This window comes from Streptomyces sp. NPDC001407 (assembly GCF_042895325.1).
Lineage (GTDB): Bacteria > Actinomycetota > Actinomycetes > Streptomycetales > Streptomycetaceae > Streptomyces.
The window spans coordinates 273,293-289,625 of record NZ_JBIAWF010000004.1 but is presented as its reverse complement, the minus strand read 5'-3'; the positions used below and the strand labels follow the sequence as shown (position 1 = coordinate 289,625).

Annotated in this window: 15 protein-coding genes; 5 read left to right on the top strand and 10 right to left on the bottom strand. The window is 73.3% G+C overall.

The annotated features are described in order from the left end of the window. Position 1 precedes the first annotated feature (1 nt). On the bottom strand, positions 2 to 1,177 hold the full coding sequence (locus ACFY1P_RS08805) for an MFS transporter (RefSeq protein ID WP_390750204.1): 1,176 nt from the start codon (positions 1,175 to 1,177) through the stop codon (positions 2 to 4). Between the two features lie 81 nt (positions 1,178 to 1,258). On the opposite strand from ACFY1P_RS08805, the gene ACFY1P_RS08800 reads away from it, so the two are divergent. Both ACFY1P_RS08800 and ACFY1P_RS08795 read left to right on the top strand, forming a co-directional pair. Further along, complete coding sequence (locus ACFY1P_RS08800) at positions 1,259 to 1,804, top strand: GNAT family protein (RefSeq protein ID WP_361534397.1); 546 nt, start codon at positions 1,259 to 1,261, stop codon at positions 1,802 to 1,804. Positions 1,805 to 1,906: 102 nt separating this feature from the next. Further along, complete coding sequence (locus ACFY1P_RS08795; RefSeq protein WP_390750203.1) at positions 1,907 to 2,812, top strand: DMT family transporter; 906 nt, start codon at positions 1,907 to 1,909, stop codon at positions 2,810 to 2,812. 31 nt (positions 2,813 to 2,843) lie between these two features. On the opposite strand, the gene ACFY1P_RS08790 is transcribed toward ACFY1P_RS08795, so the two are convergent. The 3 genes from ACFY1P_RS08790 to ACFY1P_RS08780 form a co-directional block, all read right to left on the bottom strand. After that, complete coding sequence (locus ACFY1P_RS08790) at positions 2,844 to 5,345, bottom strand: SDR family NAD(P)-dependent oxidoreductase (protein ID WP_390750202.1); 2,502 nt, start codon at positions 5,343 to 5,345, stop codon at positions 2,844 to 2,846. Between the two features lie 245 nt (positions 5,346 to 5,590). Further along, entirely contained in the window at positions 5,591 to 6,700 is a 1,110-nt protein-coding gene (locus tag ACFY1P_RS08785; protein WP_390750201.1) for a S1 family peptidase, read from the bottom strand. Positions 6,701 to 7,225: 525 nt separating this feature from the next. Then, positions 7,226 to 7,810 carry a dihydrofolate reductase family protein gene (locus tag ACFY1P_RS08780; protein WP_361532265.1) on the bottom strand — a complete coding sequence of 195 codons (585 nt, stop codon included), beginning with the start codon at positions 7,808 to 7,810 and terminating at the stop codon, positions 7,226 to 7,228. A 149-nt stretch (positions 7,811 to 7,959) separates the two neighbouring features. On the opposite strand from ACFY1P_RS08780, the gene ACFY1P_RS08775 reads away from it, so the two are divergent. Beyond that, positions 7,960 to 8,529 (top strand): TetR family transcriptional regulator, encoded by a 570-nt coding sequence (locus ACFY1P_RS08775; protein ID WP_361532268.1) that lies wholly within the window; start codon positions 7,960 to 7,962, stop codon positions 8,527 to 8,529. Here the strand turns inward: ACFY1P_RS08775 and ACFY1P_RS08770 are convergent. After that, entirely contained in the window at positions 8,510 to 9,283 is a 774-nt protein-coding gene (locus tag ACFY1P_RS08770) for a nucleotidyltransferase domain-containing protein (protein WP_390750200.1), read from the bottom strand. The two genes, ACFY1P_RS08775 and ACFY1P_RS08770, sit on opposite strands and share 20 nt — an antisense overlap. A gap of 81 nt (positions 9,284 to 9,364) precedes the next feature. After that, a complete protein-coding gene (locus tag ACFY1P_RS08765) occupies positions 9,365 to 10,006 on the bottom strand; it encodes a hypothetical protein (RefSeq protein ID WP_361532274.1) in 642 nt (213 codons plus the stop codon). Positions 10,007 to 10,189: 183 nt separating this feature from the next. Between ACFY1P_RS08765 and ACFY1P_RS08760 the strand changes: the two genes are divergently transcribed. Then, positions 10,190 to 10,621, top strand: coding sequence for a nuclear transport factor 2 family protein (locus ACFY1P_RS08760; RefSeq protein WP_390750199.1), 432 nt, complete (start codon positions 10,190 to 10,192; stop codon positions 10,619 to 10,621). 3 nt (positions 10,622 to 10,624) lie between these two features. Here the strand turns inward: ACFY1P_RS08760 and ACFY1P_RS08755 are convergent, their stop codons facing one another. Continuing rightward, positions 10,625 to 11,314 carry an alpha/beta hydrolase gene (locus ACFY1P_RS08755; protein WP_390750198.1) on the bottom strand — a complete coding sequence of 230 codons (690 nt, stop codon included), beginning with the start codon at positions 11,312 to 11,314 and terminating at the stop codon, positions 10,625 to 10,627. Between the two features lie 150 nt (positions 11,315 to 11,464). After that, positions 11,465 to 13,108 (bottom strand): MFS transporter, encoded by a 1,644-nt coding sequence (locus ACFY1P_RS08750; protein ID WP_390750197.1) that lies wholly within the window; start codon positions 13,106 to 13,108, stop codon positions 11,465 to 11,467. Positions 13,109 to 13,203: 95 nt separating this feature from the next. On the opposite strand from ACFY1P_RS08750, the gene ACFY1P_RS08745 reads away from it, so the two are divergent. Continuing rightward, positions 13,204 to 14,220, top strand: a complete 1,017-nt coding sequence (locus tag ACFY1P_RS08745) for an AsnC family transcriptional regulator (protein ID WP_361532286.1) — start codon at positions 13,204 to 13,206, stop codon at positions 14,218 to 14,220. Between the two features lie 28 nt (positions 14,221 to 14,248). Here the strand turns inward: ACFY1P_RS08745 and ACFY1P_RS08740 are convergent, their stop codons facing one another. Both ACFY1P_RS08740 and ACFY1P_RS08735 read right to left on the bottom strand, forming a co-directional pair. Beyond that, the gene (locus ACFY1P_RS08740; protein WP_390750196.1) at positions 14,249 to 15,307 is read right to left on the bottom strand and encodes an aldo/keto reductase; all 1,059 of its coding nucleotides are present in this window, start codon (positions 15,305 to 15,307) and stop codon (positions 14,249 to 14,251) included. 75 nt (positions 15,308 to 15,382) lie between these two features. After that, positions 15,383 to 15,889 carry a hypothetical protein gene (locus ACFY1P_RS08735; RefSeq protein ID WP_390750195.1) on the bottom strand — a complete coding sequence of 169 codons (507 nt, stop codon included), beginning with the start codon at positions 15,887 to 15,889 and terminating at the stop codon, positions 15,383 to 15,385. Positions 15,890 to 16,333 lie beyond the last annotated feature (444 nt).

The following is a 16,333-nucleotide window of genomic DNA, read 5'->3' as shown; positions in this document are numbered from 1 at the left end:
TTCAGCCCGTCGGCGGGGGCCTGCGCAGCAGGAAGACGCCCACCCCGGTCGACAGCACCATCACGCAGCCCGCGAAGACCAGGCCCGCCCCGCGCAACCCCAGCGCGAGGGTGAGGGCCCCGACCCCGACCACCGGCAGCGAGATCCCGACGTAGGCGACGACGAAGAAAGCCGAGATCGTCGCGCCGCGGTGCTCGCCCGGGGCGACCGCGCTCACGCTGGTCAGCGCCGCGCGGAAGGCCAGGCCCTGGCCCAGGCCCCCGACGACCGCGCCCACCGTCAGCACCGGCAGGGACTCCAGCAGCAGAGAGGCCCCCACGAGCACCAGTCCGCCCGTCAGCACCAGGCAACCGCCGGGCAGCGCGCGCCGGACGCCCACCCGGCCCATCAGGAACTGGCCGGCCGTCGAGGCGCAGAAGACCGAGAAGACGACCACGCCGGTGACGGCCAGGTTGCGCACCCCCAGGGTCTGGGCGACGAAGCTGGGCGCCACCGCCGTGAACAGCCCCATCAACGAGAAGCCCGCGAACGCGGCCAGCCCGGCCGGCGCGAACACTCCGCGCACTTCCTCGGGAACGACCATGCCCTGAGGGCGCAGCGGCGGCCGGGGGGTGCGGCGCGCCACGGTCTCCGGCAGCACGCAGGTGACGGCGAGGGCCGCCACGAGCAGGGCGATGTGGGCGAGGAAGGGCAGCCGGAGCGGCCACGGCGCGTACTGCGCCAGGGTCCCCGCCAGCAGCGGACCGCAGCCCAGGCCGCCCATGTTGGCGGCCGTGGCGGCGAATCCCGCCCGCCCGCGCTGCTCCGCGGGCGCCAGCTCCAGCACGGCGGCCGTCGCGGCCCCGCTGAAGAGCCCGGCGGCGAACCCCGAGAGCAGCCGCCCCGCGAACAGCAGCGGCAGCCCGTCCTCGCACAGGAAGCACACCGCACTCATCAGCGAGAACCCGAGAGCTGCCAGCAGCGCCGGGCGTCTGCCGAGGACGTCGGAGAAGTCACCGGCGACGAGCAGCGTGGCGATCACCCCGAGGGCGTAGACGGCGAAGACGACCGTCACCATCAGCTCGGAGAACCCGATCCGTTCCCGGTAGAGACCGTACAACGGCGTCGGCAGCGTGGTCCCCGCCATCCCGACCGCGAACACCCCCGCGGCCGCGAGATACCGGCCTCGGGCTGTCATGGCTCCAAATTAACGACGGGGCGGGGAACGCTCACCTCGAATTCATTGGACGCCCGCGGGCTGGTGGGCGAACATCCACGGATGCCCGAGGAATCCCGCATCCGTTTCGTCGAATTCGTCGAACTGTCCGGCGAGGCGATGTCCGCTCTGCTCGACGGAAACCTGCTAGCGGCCGGCCGGATCGCCGGTGTCGCGCTGACCGACTACTTCCTGACCGACAGAGCTCGGTCGCTGTGGCGGTACCGGCTCGGCCAAATGGCCGCCGACCCCGCCCGTGCGCGGTGGATGGTGCGGCAGGCGGTCGTCGGCGACGAGGGCCTCGTCGTCGGCCATGCCGGTTTCCACGGTCCGCCCGACGAGGCGGGCATGGTCGAGATCGGCTACTCGGTCGCTCCTCTCTTCCGCCGCCGGGGCTATGCCCGCGCCACCCTGGCCGAACTCCTCCGCCGGGCGGCGGCGGAGCCCACGGTCACGACCGTGCGGGCGACCATCAGTCCCGACAACACGGCGTCCCTGGCCACGATCGCGGGCTTCGGCTTCACCGAGGTGGGAGAGCAGTGGGACGAGGAGGACGGCCTGGAGCTCGTCTTCGAGGTCCCGGCCCGGCCGTGGGCCCTCGGGCGGTGACCGACCCGCCCTTGGAGATGTGAGGACCCGGCGCCGGACCCAGGATGGTGGTCCGCAGGCCCCGCTCGGGGCGGGGGTCCGGCACCGGGAGGGAGGTGGCCCGTGGACACGGTGGCGGCTGTGCTCTTCGCGTTGCTCACCACCACCTGCAACGCGCTGGCGACGGTGCTGCAGCGCAAGGCCGCCGGCCGGGTGCCCGTGGAGGACGGCCTGCGGTGGACCCTGATCGTCCGGCTGGCCCGTCAGCGGGTCTGGCTCGCGGGCATCGCGACGGTCCCCGCGGCGGCCTGCTTCCAGGCGCTGGCGCTCGGATACGGCCCGCTGTCGGTCGTACAGCCGGTGTTCGTGCTGGAGTTGCCCGCCGCGCTGCTGCTCGCCGGGGTGGTCCTGCGCCGCCGCCCGTCCGCCGAGGTGTGGCGGGCGGCCGCGTGCATCACGGCGGGGCTGGGCATCGCGCTGTGGGCGGCCGCGCCGGGCGCCGGGCACGCGGCCGTTCCCGCGGGCCGCTGGGTGCTGGTCCTGGGCTGCTGTCTGTCCGTGACCGCGGCGCTGGTCGCCGTGGCGGCGGCACGGGCGCCCGGAGCGGTCCGGGCCTCCTGCCTCGCGATGGCCGCCGCGATCTGCTACGCGCTGACGGCGGCCCTGCTCAAGACCGCGGTCCTGCGGTGGAGGACCGCGGGCGCGGGCGGTTTCCTCTCCGCCTGGCAGACGTACGCTTTCGCCGCGACGGGCGTGGCCGCGCTCTTCCTGCTGCAGAACGCCCTCCAGTCCGGCTCCCTGGTCTTCTCCCAGCCGGCCCTGATCCTGGGCGACGCCGGTACGAGCGTGGCGCTCGGCGTGGCCCTGTACGGGGAGCGGATCCGCGGCGGCTGGTGGACCGTCGCCGAACTGGCGGGCGCGGCGCTGATCCTGACCGGGCTGATCCTGCTCAGCCGGTCGTCACTGGCGCGCGAACTCACCGGCCCGGCGGCCGTTCCCGAACGGCGGCCGGGCGCCGTGAGCCGCTGAGTGCTCCGCGCGCCCGGCCGCGAGGAGCCGGTCACGACGGGACGGCACCCGCGTTCAGGGGGAACACGCCCGTCCAGGTGCGGTCGTGGGTCAGCAGTTGTTCGAGCGCCCGGAAGCCCTCGTCGACGCCGATGGCCGCGTGCGCCTCACCGGCGGCGGGCCGTTCCCTGCCGACGCCCTGCCACGCACCCCAGCTCACGGTGAGGGCGGGGAGCCCCCGGGCCCGGCGCCAGGCCGCGAAGGCGTCGAGCCAGGCGTCGGCGGCGGCGCGGGCGGCCTGGCCCGGGGTGCCGACCAGGGTGGCGGCGGAGGAGAAGGCCACCCACCAGTCGGGCCGGTGGCCGAGGGTGGCGAGGTGCAGCCGCCAGGCTCCTTCGGCCTTGGGCCGCCACACGTTCCCGACGCGCTCGTCGGTGAGCCTGGCGGCGGGGCCGTCGTCGGGCACACCGGCGGTGTGGAGCACGCCCGCCAGCTGCCGGCCGCCGTCGACGGCCGCGGCCACGAGGCGCCCGGCGGTGCGGTCGGCGGCGATGTCGCCGAGCACGATGCGGATCTCGGTCCCGGCCGCCCGTACCCGGTCGAGCCGGGCCGCCGCCTCCGGCCGGGGGTGCGAGCGGCCGCCGAGGACGATCCGCCCGGCACCGTGCCGGGCCAGCCGTTCGGCGGCCTCCAGGCCCAGCCCGCGCAGGCCGCCGGAGATGATGTACGCGGCGCCGGGGCGGACCGCGGGTGAGCTGCCGCGCGGCGGCAGGGCCCGGGCAGCGCCGCTCCCGGGCACGGTCAGTACCAGCCGGCCGATGTGCTCGGCCGCGGCCATGGCACGCATGGCTTCCGCGGCCTTCTCCAGCGGGAGTTCACGGTGCGGCAGCGCTGGCAGCCTGCCCGCGGCCACGTCGCCCAGGACCGATTCCAGCTGCGCGGCCATCAATTCCGGTTGTTCTTCGAGCGCCTTGTCGAGGAGCACGCGACTGAACGTGGCGCCGTCCTTGAGCCTGGGCGGCCGGGTGGCGTCGTGGTGGCCGATCTCGACGAAGTGGCCGCCGGGCGCGAGGAGGCCGAGTCCGGCCCGGCGGCCCGCTCCGGTGAGCGAGTTGAGCACGACGTCCACCCCACGTCCGCCGGTGATCCGGCGGACGTCGTCCACGAAGGCGAGGGTGCGGGAGTCCATGACGTGCTCGACGCCGGACTCGCGCAGCCACCGCCGCTTCCGCTCGCTGCCCGCCGTGGCGAGCACCCGGGCGCCGCGATGGCGGGCCAGGGCCACGGCCGCCTGCCCCACCCCGCCCGTCGCCGCGTGGACGAGCACGCTGCGGCCGGGGGCGAGCCGCGCCAGGTGGCACAGGGAGTACCAGGCGGTGAGGTAGGCGGTCGGGAGGGCCGCGGCCTGTGCCGCCGCCATCCCTTCCGGGAGCGCGCGAAGCAGGGCCGCGGTGGTGACGACGAACGATCCGGACGATCCGTTCGCGACACCCACCACCCGGTCGCCCGGCGCGAATCCTTCGACGTCCGGCCCGACCGCGGTGACCGTGCCGGCGAGGTCGCTGCCCAGGTGTGGCCGCTGTCCGGCCGACGGCAGCAGTCCGAAGGCGTTCATGACGTCCCGGAAGTCCAGGCAGGCGGCGCTCACCCGGACTTCCACCTGGCCGGGGCCGGGCGCTCGGCGTTCCTCCGCCACGAGGCGGAGGCCGTCGAGGGTGCCGTCGTCCCCGGGCCGGAGCCTGAAGACGTCCTGTCCGTACACGACCGGTTCCGGGACGGGCCAGGTCTGCCCGCCGGGCACCGGCGGGGCGGGGACCAGCCGGGCCACGTAGCGGACGCCGCCACGCCAGGCGACCTCCTCGCCCGTCGGCCCGGCGGCCAGTTCGGGGAGCAACTGCCCGGCTCCGGCGGCCGGGTCGGCGTCGGCCAGGGTCAGGCGCAGGCCGGGGCATTCGCGCATGACCACCCGCGCGAAGCCGCCGAGGGCGGCGGCGTCCGGGTGTCCCGCGTCGCCCGGCGACACGGCCCTGGCGCCCCGGGTGAGCAGCCATACGGGGCAGGGGCCGGGGGTGTCGGGATGCTCGCGCACGGCGGCGAGGGTGTGCCGCACGAGCCGCAGCGACAGTTCTGGTGACAGCTCGGGGCCGGTGGCCGGGTCGGCGCAGAGCACGAGGCCGGCGGCGTCGGCGCGGGTGGTTCCGGTGATGTGCCCGGGGTCGACGAGCTCGCACCGGGCCCCGGCGGCGGTGAGGACTCCGGCGAGCTCCGTGGCGAGCGCGCCGCCCGAGCCGAGGTCGGCGACGAGCCACCGTTCGTCCGCGACGGACCCCGGTGGCCGGTCGTCGGGCAGCGGCTGTTCGTGCCAGGCGATCTCGAAGAACGTCGCCGGGGCACTCGCGCGGCCCGGCGGCGCGGCACGCCTCTGTTCGATCAGGCCCCGCACCTGCCGGCTTTCGACGGAGAGCGGCGGCGGGGTGTCCGGGGTCCCGCCGGCGGTGAGGCCGGTGCCGGCGGCGTCGGGCCGCGAGAAGGGCGTGGAATGCCGAGCGGCCACTTGGGAGCTCCCTCACGTCATCGCTGAACTTGAGAAAAGAGCATCCCCACTTCCGCATCCAGCATTCGTGATGTTCTTCCCATAACGGCGGGACGGGCGGTGCGCACCCCAGAGCTCGGCAGCGGCCCAGGACGAGGAGCCGCGGCCCGGCGGGTACGGGCCCGCAGGCCGTGCGGAGCGTGAGGCGGCCCCCGGGGACCGTGGAGGTGCGCGCCCGGGGGCTGCCCGTCTGTGGCGGGTGCCGGTCAGCTGCCGCCGATCGCCGCTCCGGACGCGGCCAGGGCCGCCGTCACGGGCTGGAAGTACGTGGTTCCGCCCGTCATGCAGTCACCGTCGCCGCCGGAGGTGATGCCCAGGGCGGCCGAACTGGCAGGCGGATTCTGCGGGTCGTAGGCGAAGAAGGCGCCGCCGCTGTCTCCGGGCTGGGCACAGACATCGGTCTTGACGAGGCCGGTGACCTGCCCCTCCTGGTAGTTCACCGTCTGGTTGACGGCGAGGACGGTGCCGAAGTGGGTGCCCGTGGTGGAGCCGCTGCGGCCGACCTTGTCACCCATGGCCGCGTCGCGGGCCCCGGTGATGGGCAGCATCCCGCCGTTGTAGAGGTTCACGGCGCTCGGGTGGGCGACGTCGGCGGTGTATTCCGCGAGGGCGAAGTCGGTGCGGGGGAAGGCCGACTTGACGGTCTTCGCGATCTCCGGGCCGCCCTGGACCTGGGCCCAGCTCTTGATCACGTTGCCGCAGTGCCCCGCGGTGAGGAAGCCGTCCGGCTTGCCGGCCCGTTTGACGTTGAAGCCGACGGAACAGCGGGCGGAGAAGTCGCGGCCCCAGATGGCGTCGCCGCCGGCGATGAAGCGGGTGAGCTTCGTGGCCGTTCTCCTCATGAGCACGGTGTCGCCGAAGGAGGCGACGGTCTTCTTGAGCCGCGCCAGCTTCGCCCCCGTGACCGTGGGGTCGGCGGTGACGACGACCCGGTTCGCCCGCGCGTCCGGGCCCCAGGTGGTGCCGGGGATCGCCGGAGTGGCGTCCAGTGCCGCCTTCGTGGAGTCGAGTTCGGCCTGGGAGTACGTGACGAGCTTCGGTTCGGCACCCGCCGCGCGGACCACGGTCTCGGCCGCCCGGTCCACGATGTTGACGACGAGTCTGCGCGAGCCCTCGTCGTAGTACGCCCCGGCTTCCTGGCCCTTCAGCCGGTCGAGGAGCGTCCGGGCCAGTTGGGGGGCCGAGACGGTGGAGAGCTCACGGTGAGCCGCCGCGGTCGACGCGCCGGCGCTCTGCGGCTCGAGGGACACGGCCGCGAGCGCGGCCGTCGCGGTGGCGGCCAGGGCGGCGCGCACACGAATCCGGGAAGGCTTCAACTGGCACCTCCAGTGGGGGGAGACGGACCCGGTGGTGGGGCTCTCAGGGCCCGGAGGACAGAGGGATGGACACCGGCCCTCTTGACAAAAGCCACGTCCATGCCAACTTCTTGTCGAGTATCCCGACCCCAAGAGGGCGTGTACAAGGCGTACTTGACGTTGCGCACTCACTCATTTGCTCCCCCGTACGGGCAGTACGGGGCAGCTGTCACCGGAGGTGCCGGGTGTCACTCCCTGTGCGTGCACGGATCCGGGCGCGGCCGTGCTGCGCCGCAAGTCACCCCGCCCGTGGTCCACGCCGCTGCTCATGGGCTTCCTCGAAGATCGGGAGCGAGTCGGACGGCCTCAGCATTACAGACTCCGTCCCGCTCCGCCTCTCTCGCGCGTCCGGCCCGTACGAACGGTAGGGCACGTCGGGGGCCACCACCGGAGCCTTTCCGACCGGCTACAGCCGTGTGGGTGACTCCGGCTGACGGCCGAAAGGGTCGGGCCCGGGTTCGGCCGATCGGAGCAGGGCCCCGGGGGCTACCGCTTGCGGCTGTACGTCCGGACCAGCACCCCGTTGTCGAAGGCGCGGACCGAGTCGAGCGTGAAGTCGGTGACCGCGAATCCGGCGCCGAACATCGGCATGCCCGATCCGTACACCTGCGGATAGGTCTTGATCACCAGCTCGTCGACCTCGTCCAGCAGCTCGCCCGCGAGCTGTGAGCCGCCGCAGAGCCAGATGCCGTGTTCGCCGTCCTCCGCCTTCAGCGCCCGCACCGCGCCGACCACGTCCTCGGGCACGATCGTGACATTGGGGTCGGGCGACTCTCCGAGGGTGCGTGAGGCGACGTACTCGCGGAGATGGCCGTACGGGCTGGTGATGCCGGCGTCCAGGGCGATCCGGTAGCTGCCCCGCCCCTGGATCACCGTGTCGAACCGGCGGCTCTCCCGGCCTTCGAGGCCGAGGGCGGCCCGGCCTTCGGCCGAGATGGTCTCCGGGTATTCCGTCTTGAGGAAGTCGAGGAACTCCTCGGTCGCGAACCGGTACATGGACGAGGCGTCACCACTCGGGTCGCCGATGAAGCCGTCGATCGAGCAGGCGACGAAGTAGGTGAGCTTGCGCAAGGTGGTCCTCGGTTTCTGTAGACGACACGACCGTGGGTGGTGGTACGGGCGGAGCCGCTCAACCACTTCGCATATAGTGCTTCACCTGTAGTGGTTGCGCAAGATCTTTACCGCGGGAGTTCTGCCGCGGGAGCCCGGAGGAGCAGCGGATGGCCAGGAACCCGGAACGCAGGACGGCTCTCGTCGACGCCGCCATCGAGGTGCTGGCGCGCGAGGGGGCTCGTGGCCTCACCTTCCGCGCGGTCGACGCCCAGGCGGGCGTGCCAGTGGGTACGGCGTCGAACTACTTCGCCAGCAGGGACGACCTGTTCACGCAGGCGGGCAGCCGCATCCACGCGCGCATGGCCCCCGATCCCGCGCAGGTGGACGAAGCCATGCGCCCGGCGCCCGGCCGCGAGCTCGTCGTCGAGCTGATGCGGTGGCTGGTGCGGCGCATGACCGCCGAGCGCACCGGTTATCTGGCCATGCTGGAACTCCGCCTGGAGGCCACCCGCCGGCCCGCCCTCCAGGCCGAACTCAACCGCGCCGTCCGCACCGCCTTCGACGAGAACGTCCGCTTCCACCTGGACGCGGGGCTGCCGGGTGACGCGGACACCGTGCTCGCCCTCCACCTCGCCATGACCGGCCTGCTGCTGGAGCACTTCACCCTGCCGGAGATGCTCTCCGGCACCGAGCTCGACCAGCTCGTGGAAACAGTCGTCACGCGCGTGCTGCCTTGACCGCTTCCTCCAGCAGGGCCGCGGCTTCGTCGATCGCGGCGGTCAGCACCTCCGGCTGAGGCGTCAGGCCGCCGAGGACGCTGTCGACGCTCCGCAGCCCGGCCTGGTCCAGCAGCGTCTTCTCGTTGGTGACCCACTGGCCGCGAGCCGCAAGCACCGCGTGTGCCGCCTGGCAGGCGGCGGTGGCGATCGCTCCCGCGCAGTCGGCGAGATGCCCGCGTCCGGCGTGGGCCGCGCGGGCGTAGGCGAGTGTGTGCCGGGCGTCGTCCGACCAGCGCGGGGGCGCGTGGCGGCGGAGCGCTTCGGGGTAGGCGGGGCGCGGGAGTTCACCGTGGAGCACGCGGTTGACGGCCAGTTCGGCGACGACGAGGTACGTCGGGATGCCGGCCAGGTGGAACAGCAGCTTCTCGACCCGGAAGCGGCCCTCGCGCGCCTCCGCGAGGTGGAACTCGACGTCGTCCAGGTCGCGGTAGTGCACATCGACGCGCCGCCCGCCGACGTCCAGCCAGGCACCCCCGTTGAACACTCCCCCGCCCCACGCCCCGACCTCGGACACCTCCCCGGCCCACCCGAGGCCCCGGACGCTCCCGACGTCGAACGCGCCACGGTAGTAGACGGCGAAGTCCCAGTCACTGTCGTCCCGATGCGTCCCGAGCGCCCGCGACCCTCCCAGCGCGACGGCCTCCACACGGGGCAACGCGGCGAGGCGCGCGGTGACATGGGCGAGGAACGATGCGTCATCGGGCGTCGACATGACCGCGAGCCTAACCGGAGGACCGGACTTGACGCCGCCGCTTTTTGTCGCAGCGGCCGGCGGTCGACTCGATATGGACAATCACCTGCGCAGCTGAGCGGGTGCGCCTTGGGCCGGCAACAGCGGTTCCTCGGCACTGCCCAGTGGCGTTCCCGACGGGTAGCGGGCGCATTCGGCGTAGGCGACGACCTGGAGGCGGTCGCCGTCGTACGCCTCGACCGCGATGGAGTTGGCCGCACCGGGAGGCGTGAGTCCCAGCTGGAGCCGCTGGAGGGACCTCTCGTACGTGGTGACGTTCCAGCCTTGCCGCGTCATTACCCTCCGCACGCGCTCAAGAGCGGACTCGGCCTGGGTTCGGGAGACTCCTGTCAGCACCCACTCGCCACGGACACTGACAACGCGTGGCTCGCTGGGCGGAGAGTCACTCAGTTGTTCACGCCAGTGACGCAGCCCTCGGTAAGGACAAGCGCCGCCGGACGCCTTCAGGCCGCCGGGCCAGTCGGTGGCGAGTTGCGCCTGCGGCAGGTCGAGCGCGTCGTAGACGGCCTGAGTCCGCTGGTCCAACTGCCTGGCCGTGGCGGCCGGATCCGCGACGGGGTACGGATCACCCTCCCATAGCTGCCGGAACCACCAGGCGACCGTCACCGCGCCCAGAGCCAGCCCTACAGCCGCCAACGTACGGACGGCCCGACGCCATCCAAGGCGGTGGTTTCGCTGCGTCATGCACAGCATCGTGCGGCAGAGGCTATGACGCGGCCATGAGTACGTGTACTGAGCCATCGTCTCGACTTCGGACTCGCGGCACCTAGGCATGGCGGACCGCCTTGCGGCGCGCGCCCCGGCGAGCTACCTTCTCGCTAATCAAATTTGAATACACGCATCCCCTGGTCGCACGAAGGAGACAGCATGACCATCCTGCCCGACACCGCCTACCAGCCCACGGACGAGGAACTGGCGAGCATCCAGCGGTGGTTCGCCGCATACGACGACGACGCCGGGCGGCGTGACGTCGAGCGTATGGCTGATCTGGCTGTCTTTCCGCTCAACCTCGTGAGTGACGACGCGGGCGGGCAGGGTACCAGTGGGCAGTGGGACCGGGAGCGGTTCGTCCGGACCATGGGGCGGGTGATGGGTGACGGCGCCGAGGACATCACCTTCGAGTCCACCCGCACCCCTGTCTTCCTCGGCCCCGCGATCGCCGTGGTCTTCACCGACTCGGTGATGACCAGCCAGGGGCACACGCAGCGGCTCCGCTACGCGGACATCCTGGTCAGGCGCGGGGACTCCTGGGCGTTCCAGACGATGATCCAGAGCGGCTGGGGTGACCGGCTGGGCTGAGCCTCAGTCGATTTCGTGCAGCAGGGCGGCCAGTTCCTCCGGGGCGGAGAGGAAAGGGGAATGGCTGGTGGCGAGGCGTTTCACGTGGGTGGCGCGGGTGGACATCTTTTCCTGGAGGGTGGGCGGGAGCGCCCGGTCGCGTTCGCAGATCACATACGTGGAGGGCACGGTGCGCCACGCCGCCCGGGTCACCGGCTGCTGGAACGACCGCAGGCTCTGCTCGACGAGTTGGCCGACGGCGCGCTCGGCCTGGTCCTCAGGCATGTCGCCGTACAGCGCCGTGCGGGGGTCGAAGAAGACGGGCGAGGTACCGGTGAGGTCCTCCGGCCCGGATTGGTCGCGGCCGTGGATGCCGTGGAGGGACTCGCCCTCGGCCGGCATGTAGGCCGCGAGATAGACCGCGTGGACGACGTCCGACCCTTCGGTGGCCGCCTGGGCGGCCGGAATGCCGCCGTAGGAGTGGGCGACGAGGACAACCGGGCCTTCGATCCGGCGCAGTTGGGCGGCTATCTCCTCGGCGTCGTCGTACACGCCGGCAGTGGGCGTGCCCTGCGGGCCGGCGCTGGGCAGGTCGACCGTGCGGGACCGCAGGCCGTGCGCGGCGAGGGCGTCCCGCAGAGGGGCCCAGCACGTGGACCGGTGCCAGGCACCGTGGACGAGGAGGAACGTCGGGCGGGCGTTCGCGGCGGACATGGTGCGCTCCTTGACGATCTGACGGCGTGACGACCTGACGGCGTGACGGCGTGACGGCGTGACGGTCAAGTCTGCGGGCGGGGCGGGCCGTGGCGCCACACGCACCACTCCCGCCCCTACCGCTTCGTACCCCTGAAACCACCGAAGGCGTCACACCGCCGAGGACACCGAGTCCCGCCGGGGCCGCCCCTCCGGCTCGGCTGCCGCACCGCCGCCAGGAGTTGCCGGCCGGCTCGGCGGTCGTACCAGAGCCAGCACGATCAGCCCGCCGAGCGCCGCCGCGAGGGACGACAGCAGGAAGACCCGGTCGAGCCCCGCGGCGAACGCCTGGTGCACCAGGTGCTCCGCCGCCTCCCGGTGGGCCGCAGGCGCCGCGTCCATCATGTGCCGCGCCTGGCCCGCCGCGAGCGCGGCGGCGCCCTCGTCGGCGTCCGGGACCGTTCCGGACCCGGCGAGCGCGGTGGCGGTCCGGCTGGTGAAGACCGCGCCGAGGACGGCGATGGCCAGCGTCATGCCCAGCTGGCGGAAGGTGTTGACCGCTCCGCCGGCCATCCCCGCCCGCTGCGGCGGCACGGTGGAGGTGGCGGCCGAGACCAGCACCGGTGTGGCCAGGCCCACGCCGATCCCGGTGACCACGAGGCCCGCCATGAGGGAGGCCCGGCCCGCGTCGGCCGTCATCCCCGCGCGCAGCAGCAGCATGCCCGCCGCGACGAACAGCAGCCCTATGCCGATCGGCAGGCGCGGGGCGAGCCGCTGGATGTGCCGGCCCGCCACGGCGGCCACGAGGAACGACGCCCCCGCCAGCGGCGTCAGGGCGAGACCCGCCGTGACCGGGCCGAGGCCCAGGACGGACTGCAGCCACAGGGACACCAGCACCAGGCACCCGAAGGCGCTGCCTTGAAGCAGCAGCGCACCGCTCATCAGGCCCGCGAACGACGGGCGCCGCAGCAGTGCCAGGTCCAGCATCGGCACACCACCGCGCCGCGCCGTGCGGTGCTCGACGACCACGAAGGCCACGAGCGCCAGGACGGTGACGGCGAAGGTCGCCAGGATCTCGGCCGAGGTCCAGCCCGCGTCCCCGCCACGGATGAGCCCGTAGGTGAGGGTGGCCGCGGCGACGGTGAAGGCGATCGCGCCGGGAACGTCGATACGGGCCGGTCCGCCGTGGCCGGACGACAGCTCGCGCCGCTGGTCGGGGCGGACCACGCGCAGCGTCATGGCGATGGCGACGGCCGCGATCGGCAGGTTGACCCAGAAGATCGTGGGCCAGCTGATGTGCTCGGTGAGCAGGCCGCCGAGCAGGGGGCCCGCCGCGGCGGCGGCGCCGTTGGCCGCGCCCCACACGCCGAAGGCCGTACCCCGGTCCCTGCCCTGGTAGGAGGTGAGCAGGAGCGCGGGGGCGGTGGCGAACATGGCGGCGCCTCCGGCGCCCTGCACCACGCGGGCGGCGATCAGCACACCCGCGGTGGGGGCGAGGCCGCACACCAGGGAGGCCAGGGCGAAGAGCCCCAGGCCGTAGACGTAAGCCCGCCGGTGGCCGAAGCGGTCCGCGAGGGAACCGGAGGCCAGGAGCAGGGCGGCGAGGGCCAGGGCGTAGCCGTCGATCACCCACTGGAGCGAGGTGAATGAGGCGTCGAGGTCCTCAGCCATGCTGGGCAGTGCCACGTTCACGATGGTCACGTCCACCAGCAGGATGAAGGCGCCAAGGCAGACCGCGGTCAGCGGCCACCACTTGCGCATGTCAGGTTCTCCGTTCGGGTCGAGCTCGATGTCCGGGACCGGGAGCGAGCGCATGGTCTCGGCGCGATCCCTCCGGCGAGTGTGGGACACCTCGGTCGATCCCATAAGCCGGCATCGCCCTTTTGCGCAGATCCGACATCATGGAGCTCATGAAGACGTATCTCGACAGTCCCGGCCGCATCGACCGCGAGCTGTCGGAGGAGGACATGGCGCTCGCCCAGGCCCTGCAGATCAATGGGCGGGCCTCGTTCAGGGAGATCGCCGACGCCCTCGGGGTCTCCGACCAGACCGCAGCCCGCCGCTGGTCACGGCTGCGGTCCGCGGGCAAGCTCCGGGTGCTGGGCCTGACCGATCCCCTGCGGCTGGGGGACTCCCCCTGGATCGTGCGCGTGCGGTGCACGCCCGACGCCGCCGCGTCCATCGGGGAGGCGATGGCACGGCGTACGGACACCAGCTGGGTGAGCCTCAGCTCCGGCGGCACGGAGATCTCCTGCTCGATGCGCACGCGCGGGCCCGGCCTGGAGGAGCCGCTGCTCCTGCAGAAGCTGCCGCGCACTCCCCAGGTGGTGGACGTCTCGGCGCACTGCCTGCTGCACGTCTACTTCGGCCAGGACCTCAGCGCGATCAACAAGAGCGGGCCGCTGACGGCCGCCCAGGTCGCGGCGCTCACTCCCCCGGCCGTGCCGGAGGCCGCCGCCGACGCCGCTCCGGTGACCTTGGACGACGGCGACCGGCAGCTGCTCGACCTGCTGGCCCGGGACGGCCGGGCGGCGCCCGCGGAACTGGCCGCCGCGACCGGCCTGTCCACCTCGACCGTGCGCCGCCGCATCGCCGAGCTGAGGACGGCCGGCGTGCTGTACTTCGACGTCGAGTACCACCCGGACGTCCTGCACCGGGATTTCCGGGCCGCCCTGTGGCTGGAGATCGACCCGGCCCGCCTCGCCGAGGCGGGGGCGGTGCTGGCCGGACACCCCGAAGTGGCCTTCGCCGCCGCCGTGACCGGCACGGCCAACCTCTACGCCAGCATCGCCGTCACGTCCGCCCAGCTCTTCTACCGCTACCTCACCGAGTCGGTGGCCGCCCTGCCCGGCCTGCGCCACACCGCGACCGCGCCCATCCACCGCACCCTGAAGGGACCCGGCCCCTACCTCCCCACCAGGCTGTGACTCCCCGGCCGTCGGCAGGGCCGGGCCGCTACCGGATCCCGGTCGTCGTGCGGCGGTACGCCGAGCGCCGGTCGTCGATGGCCTGGCGGCGGTCGCCGTAGACGGTCTCCTGGACGCCGTCCTCGCGGAGGAAGGCGTGGGGGAAGCCCAGCGGCACCGCGCTCACCTCGTCGAGCCGCCGGACGGCGTCCGCGTCCAGCTCGACCCGTGTGGCGGCGAGGTTGTCGGCGAGCTGGCTCTCCTTGGTCGCGGCGACGATCGGGACGATGTTGCCGGGCCGCCCCAGGAGCCACGCCAGCGCCACCTGCGCCGGGCTCCAGCCGCCCTGCTCGGCGGTCTCCAGCACCGCGGTGATCACCTCGTCCTCGTTCCGGGGCCCGGCGTAGCCTCTGGGGTCGGTGTCCAGGCGGCCCGTCCCGCCGCGGAGGTATTTCCCGGTGAGCTTGCCGCCCGCGAGCGGGCCCCAGGCGAGCACCGCCTGGTCGAAGGCGCGGGCCTGCGGGAGCAGTTCGCGCTCCGGCGTCCGCTCCAGCAGGTTGTAGCACAGCTGCGAACCCGCGAAGGAGGTCCAGCCCCGCAGCTCCGCCAGCGTGTTGGCCTGCGCGATCTCCCACGCGGGCCAGTCGGAGACTCCGACGTAGAGCACCTTCCCGGCCCGTACGAGGTCGTCGAGGGCCCGCATGACCTCCTCGACCGGCGTGAAGTTGTCCCGCGCGTGCACCCACAGCACGTCGATGCGGTCGGTGCGCAGCCGGTTCAGGCTCGCCTCCACCGACTGGACGAGGTTCTTGCGGTGGTTGCCCGCCGAGTTCACGTCGCCCTTGCGCGTCGCGCAGGTGTACTTGGTGGCCAGGACGAAACTCTCCCGGCGGCCTTCGAGCAGCTCACCGAGGATCGTCTCGGAGCTGCCGTCGGTGTAGATGTCGGCCGTGTCGACGAAGTTGCCGCCCGCGTCCGCGTAGGTGTCGAGGATGCGGCCGCTCGTCTCCTTCGAGGCGCCCCAGCCCCAGTCCTCGCCGACGGTCATGGCGCCGAGGCAGAGCTCGCTCACCCGCAGGCCGGTCCTGCCGAACAGTGTGTATCGCACGAAGTCCCCTTCTGGGCCGGGTCGGTGGCCTTCCGCGGCAGACGTTACGAGCTGGAGTGCGCTCCAGCGCAAGCCTCACTTGTCGAAGCCGATGTGCACGTGGTCGTGGTGGGTGTCGTCGGAGAAGAACTGGTTCGCGGTCGCCCCGCCGGTCAGCGGCAGAGGCCCGCCGACGTTGTAGGAACCGGCCGCCGCGGCGTCGCGCATGAAGGATTCGATCAGGGTGCGCGGTGTCGCCGGGTCGACCACGGCCTTGCCGTCGATCCGCCATACGTCGACGGCGCGGCCCGGCGGGTGGTCGCTGGGGCGGTCGGTGCCGAAGACGTCGAGGGGGTGGCCCGACCTCAGGACGGTCACCTCCATCCGGTAGTCGCCCGCGAGCCGCAGAAGCGCGGTGAGCACACTGGTGTGCACGCCGCCACCGCGGACGTCCGCCTCGGCCGCGGGTGCCAGGCCGATGCCGTGGTCGCCGAGCACGCGGCGCGCCTCGCCGGGCAGCGAGGCCGCGGCCGGGCCGGGGGCGGCGGGGTGGAGCGCGGTGACCGTCCAGCGCGGCCGGGCGCGGGAGAGCCGCACGTCCACGGTCGTGCCACCGGGCCTGACCGGGGCCGCCCGCTGTGCGAGTCCACTGGCGGCAGACCACGAGCACGCTCGCCGTGTCCGCCAGGATCCCGCCGTACTGCGCGTCGATGGCCTGCGTGACGGATTCGTCCGCCGCGGCCAGCAGGGAGCCCGCCTGTTCGGCGAGCGCGGCTGGCAGGCCGAGTGCCGCGGTCCGCTCCCGGGCCCGCGCCGCGCCCGCGCCGCCGGGCCGCCAGGTGCCGAGCGCCTCGACGAGCTGGGCGGCGCGCAGCTTCACGTCCGGCTGGACGTCCGACGTGCTCGGCCGCCACCGCGTGGCGCGCGGAAGCGCGGTGCCGCCGGGCGACGGGGAGCCCGAACCGCCGCTCCCGCTCTTCCTCTTCGGGGACGAGCACGCGGACGCCCCGGCCACGAGCCCGGCGGCGCCGGACAGGAGGGTCCGGC

Excerpts from the sequence above, each read along its gene's own strand:
- ACFY1P_RS08755 (WP_390750198.1), bottom strand. The coding sequence starts at position 11,314 with ATGTCCGCCGCGAACGCCCGCCCGACGTTCCTCCTCGTCCACGGTGCC.
- ACFY1P_RS08750 (WP_390750197.1), bottom strand. The coding sequence starts at position 13,108 with ATGCGCTCGCTCCCGGTCCCGGACATCGAGCTCGACCCGAACGGAGAA.
- ACFY1P_RS08770 (WP_390750200.1), bottom strand. The coding sequence starts at position 9,283 with ATGTCGACGCCCGATGACGCATCGTTCCTCGCCCATGTCACCGCGCGC.
- ACFY1P_RS08760 (WP_390750199.1), top strand. The coding sequence starts at position 10,190 with ATGACCATCCTGCCCGACACCGCCTACCAGCCCACGGACGAGGAACTG.
- ACFY1P_RS08765 (WP_361532274.1), bottom strand. The coding sequence starts at position 10,006 with ATGACGCAGCGAAACCACCGCCTTGGATGGCGTCGGGCCGTCCGTACG.
- ACFY1P_RS08745 (WP_361532286.1), top strand. The coding sequence starts at position 13,204 with ATGAAGACGTATCTCGACAGTCCCGGCCGCATCGACCGCGAGCTGTCG.
- ACFY1P_RS08800 (WP_361534397.1), top strand. The coding sequence starts at position 1,259 with ATGCCCGAGGAATCCCGCATCCGTTTCGTCGAATTCGTCGAACTGTCC.
- ACFY1P_RS08775 (WP_361532268.1), top strand. The coding sequence starts at position 7,960 with ATGGCCAGGAACCCGGAACGCAGGACGGCTCTCGTCGACGCCGCCATC.
- ACFY1P_RS08805 (WP_390750204.1), bottom strand. The coding sequence starts at position 1,177 with ATGACAGCCCGAGGCCGGTATCTCGCGGCCGCGGGGGTGTTCGCGGTC.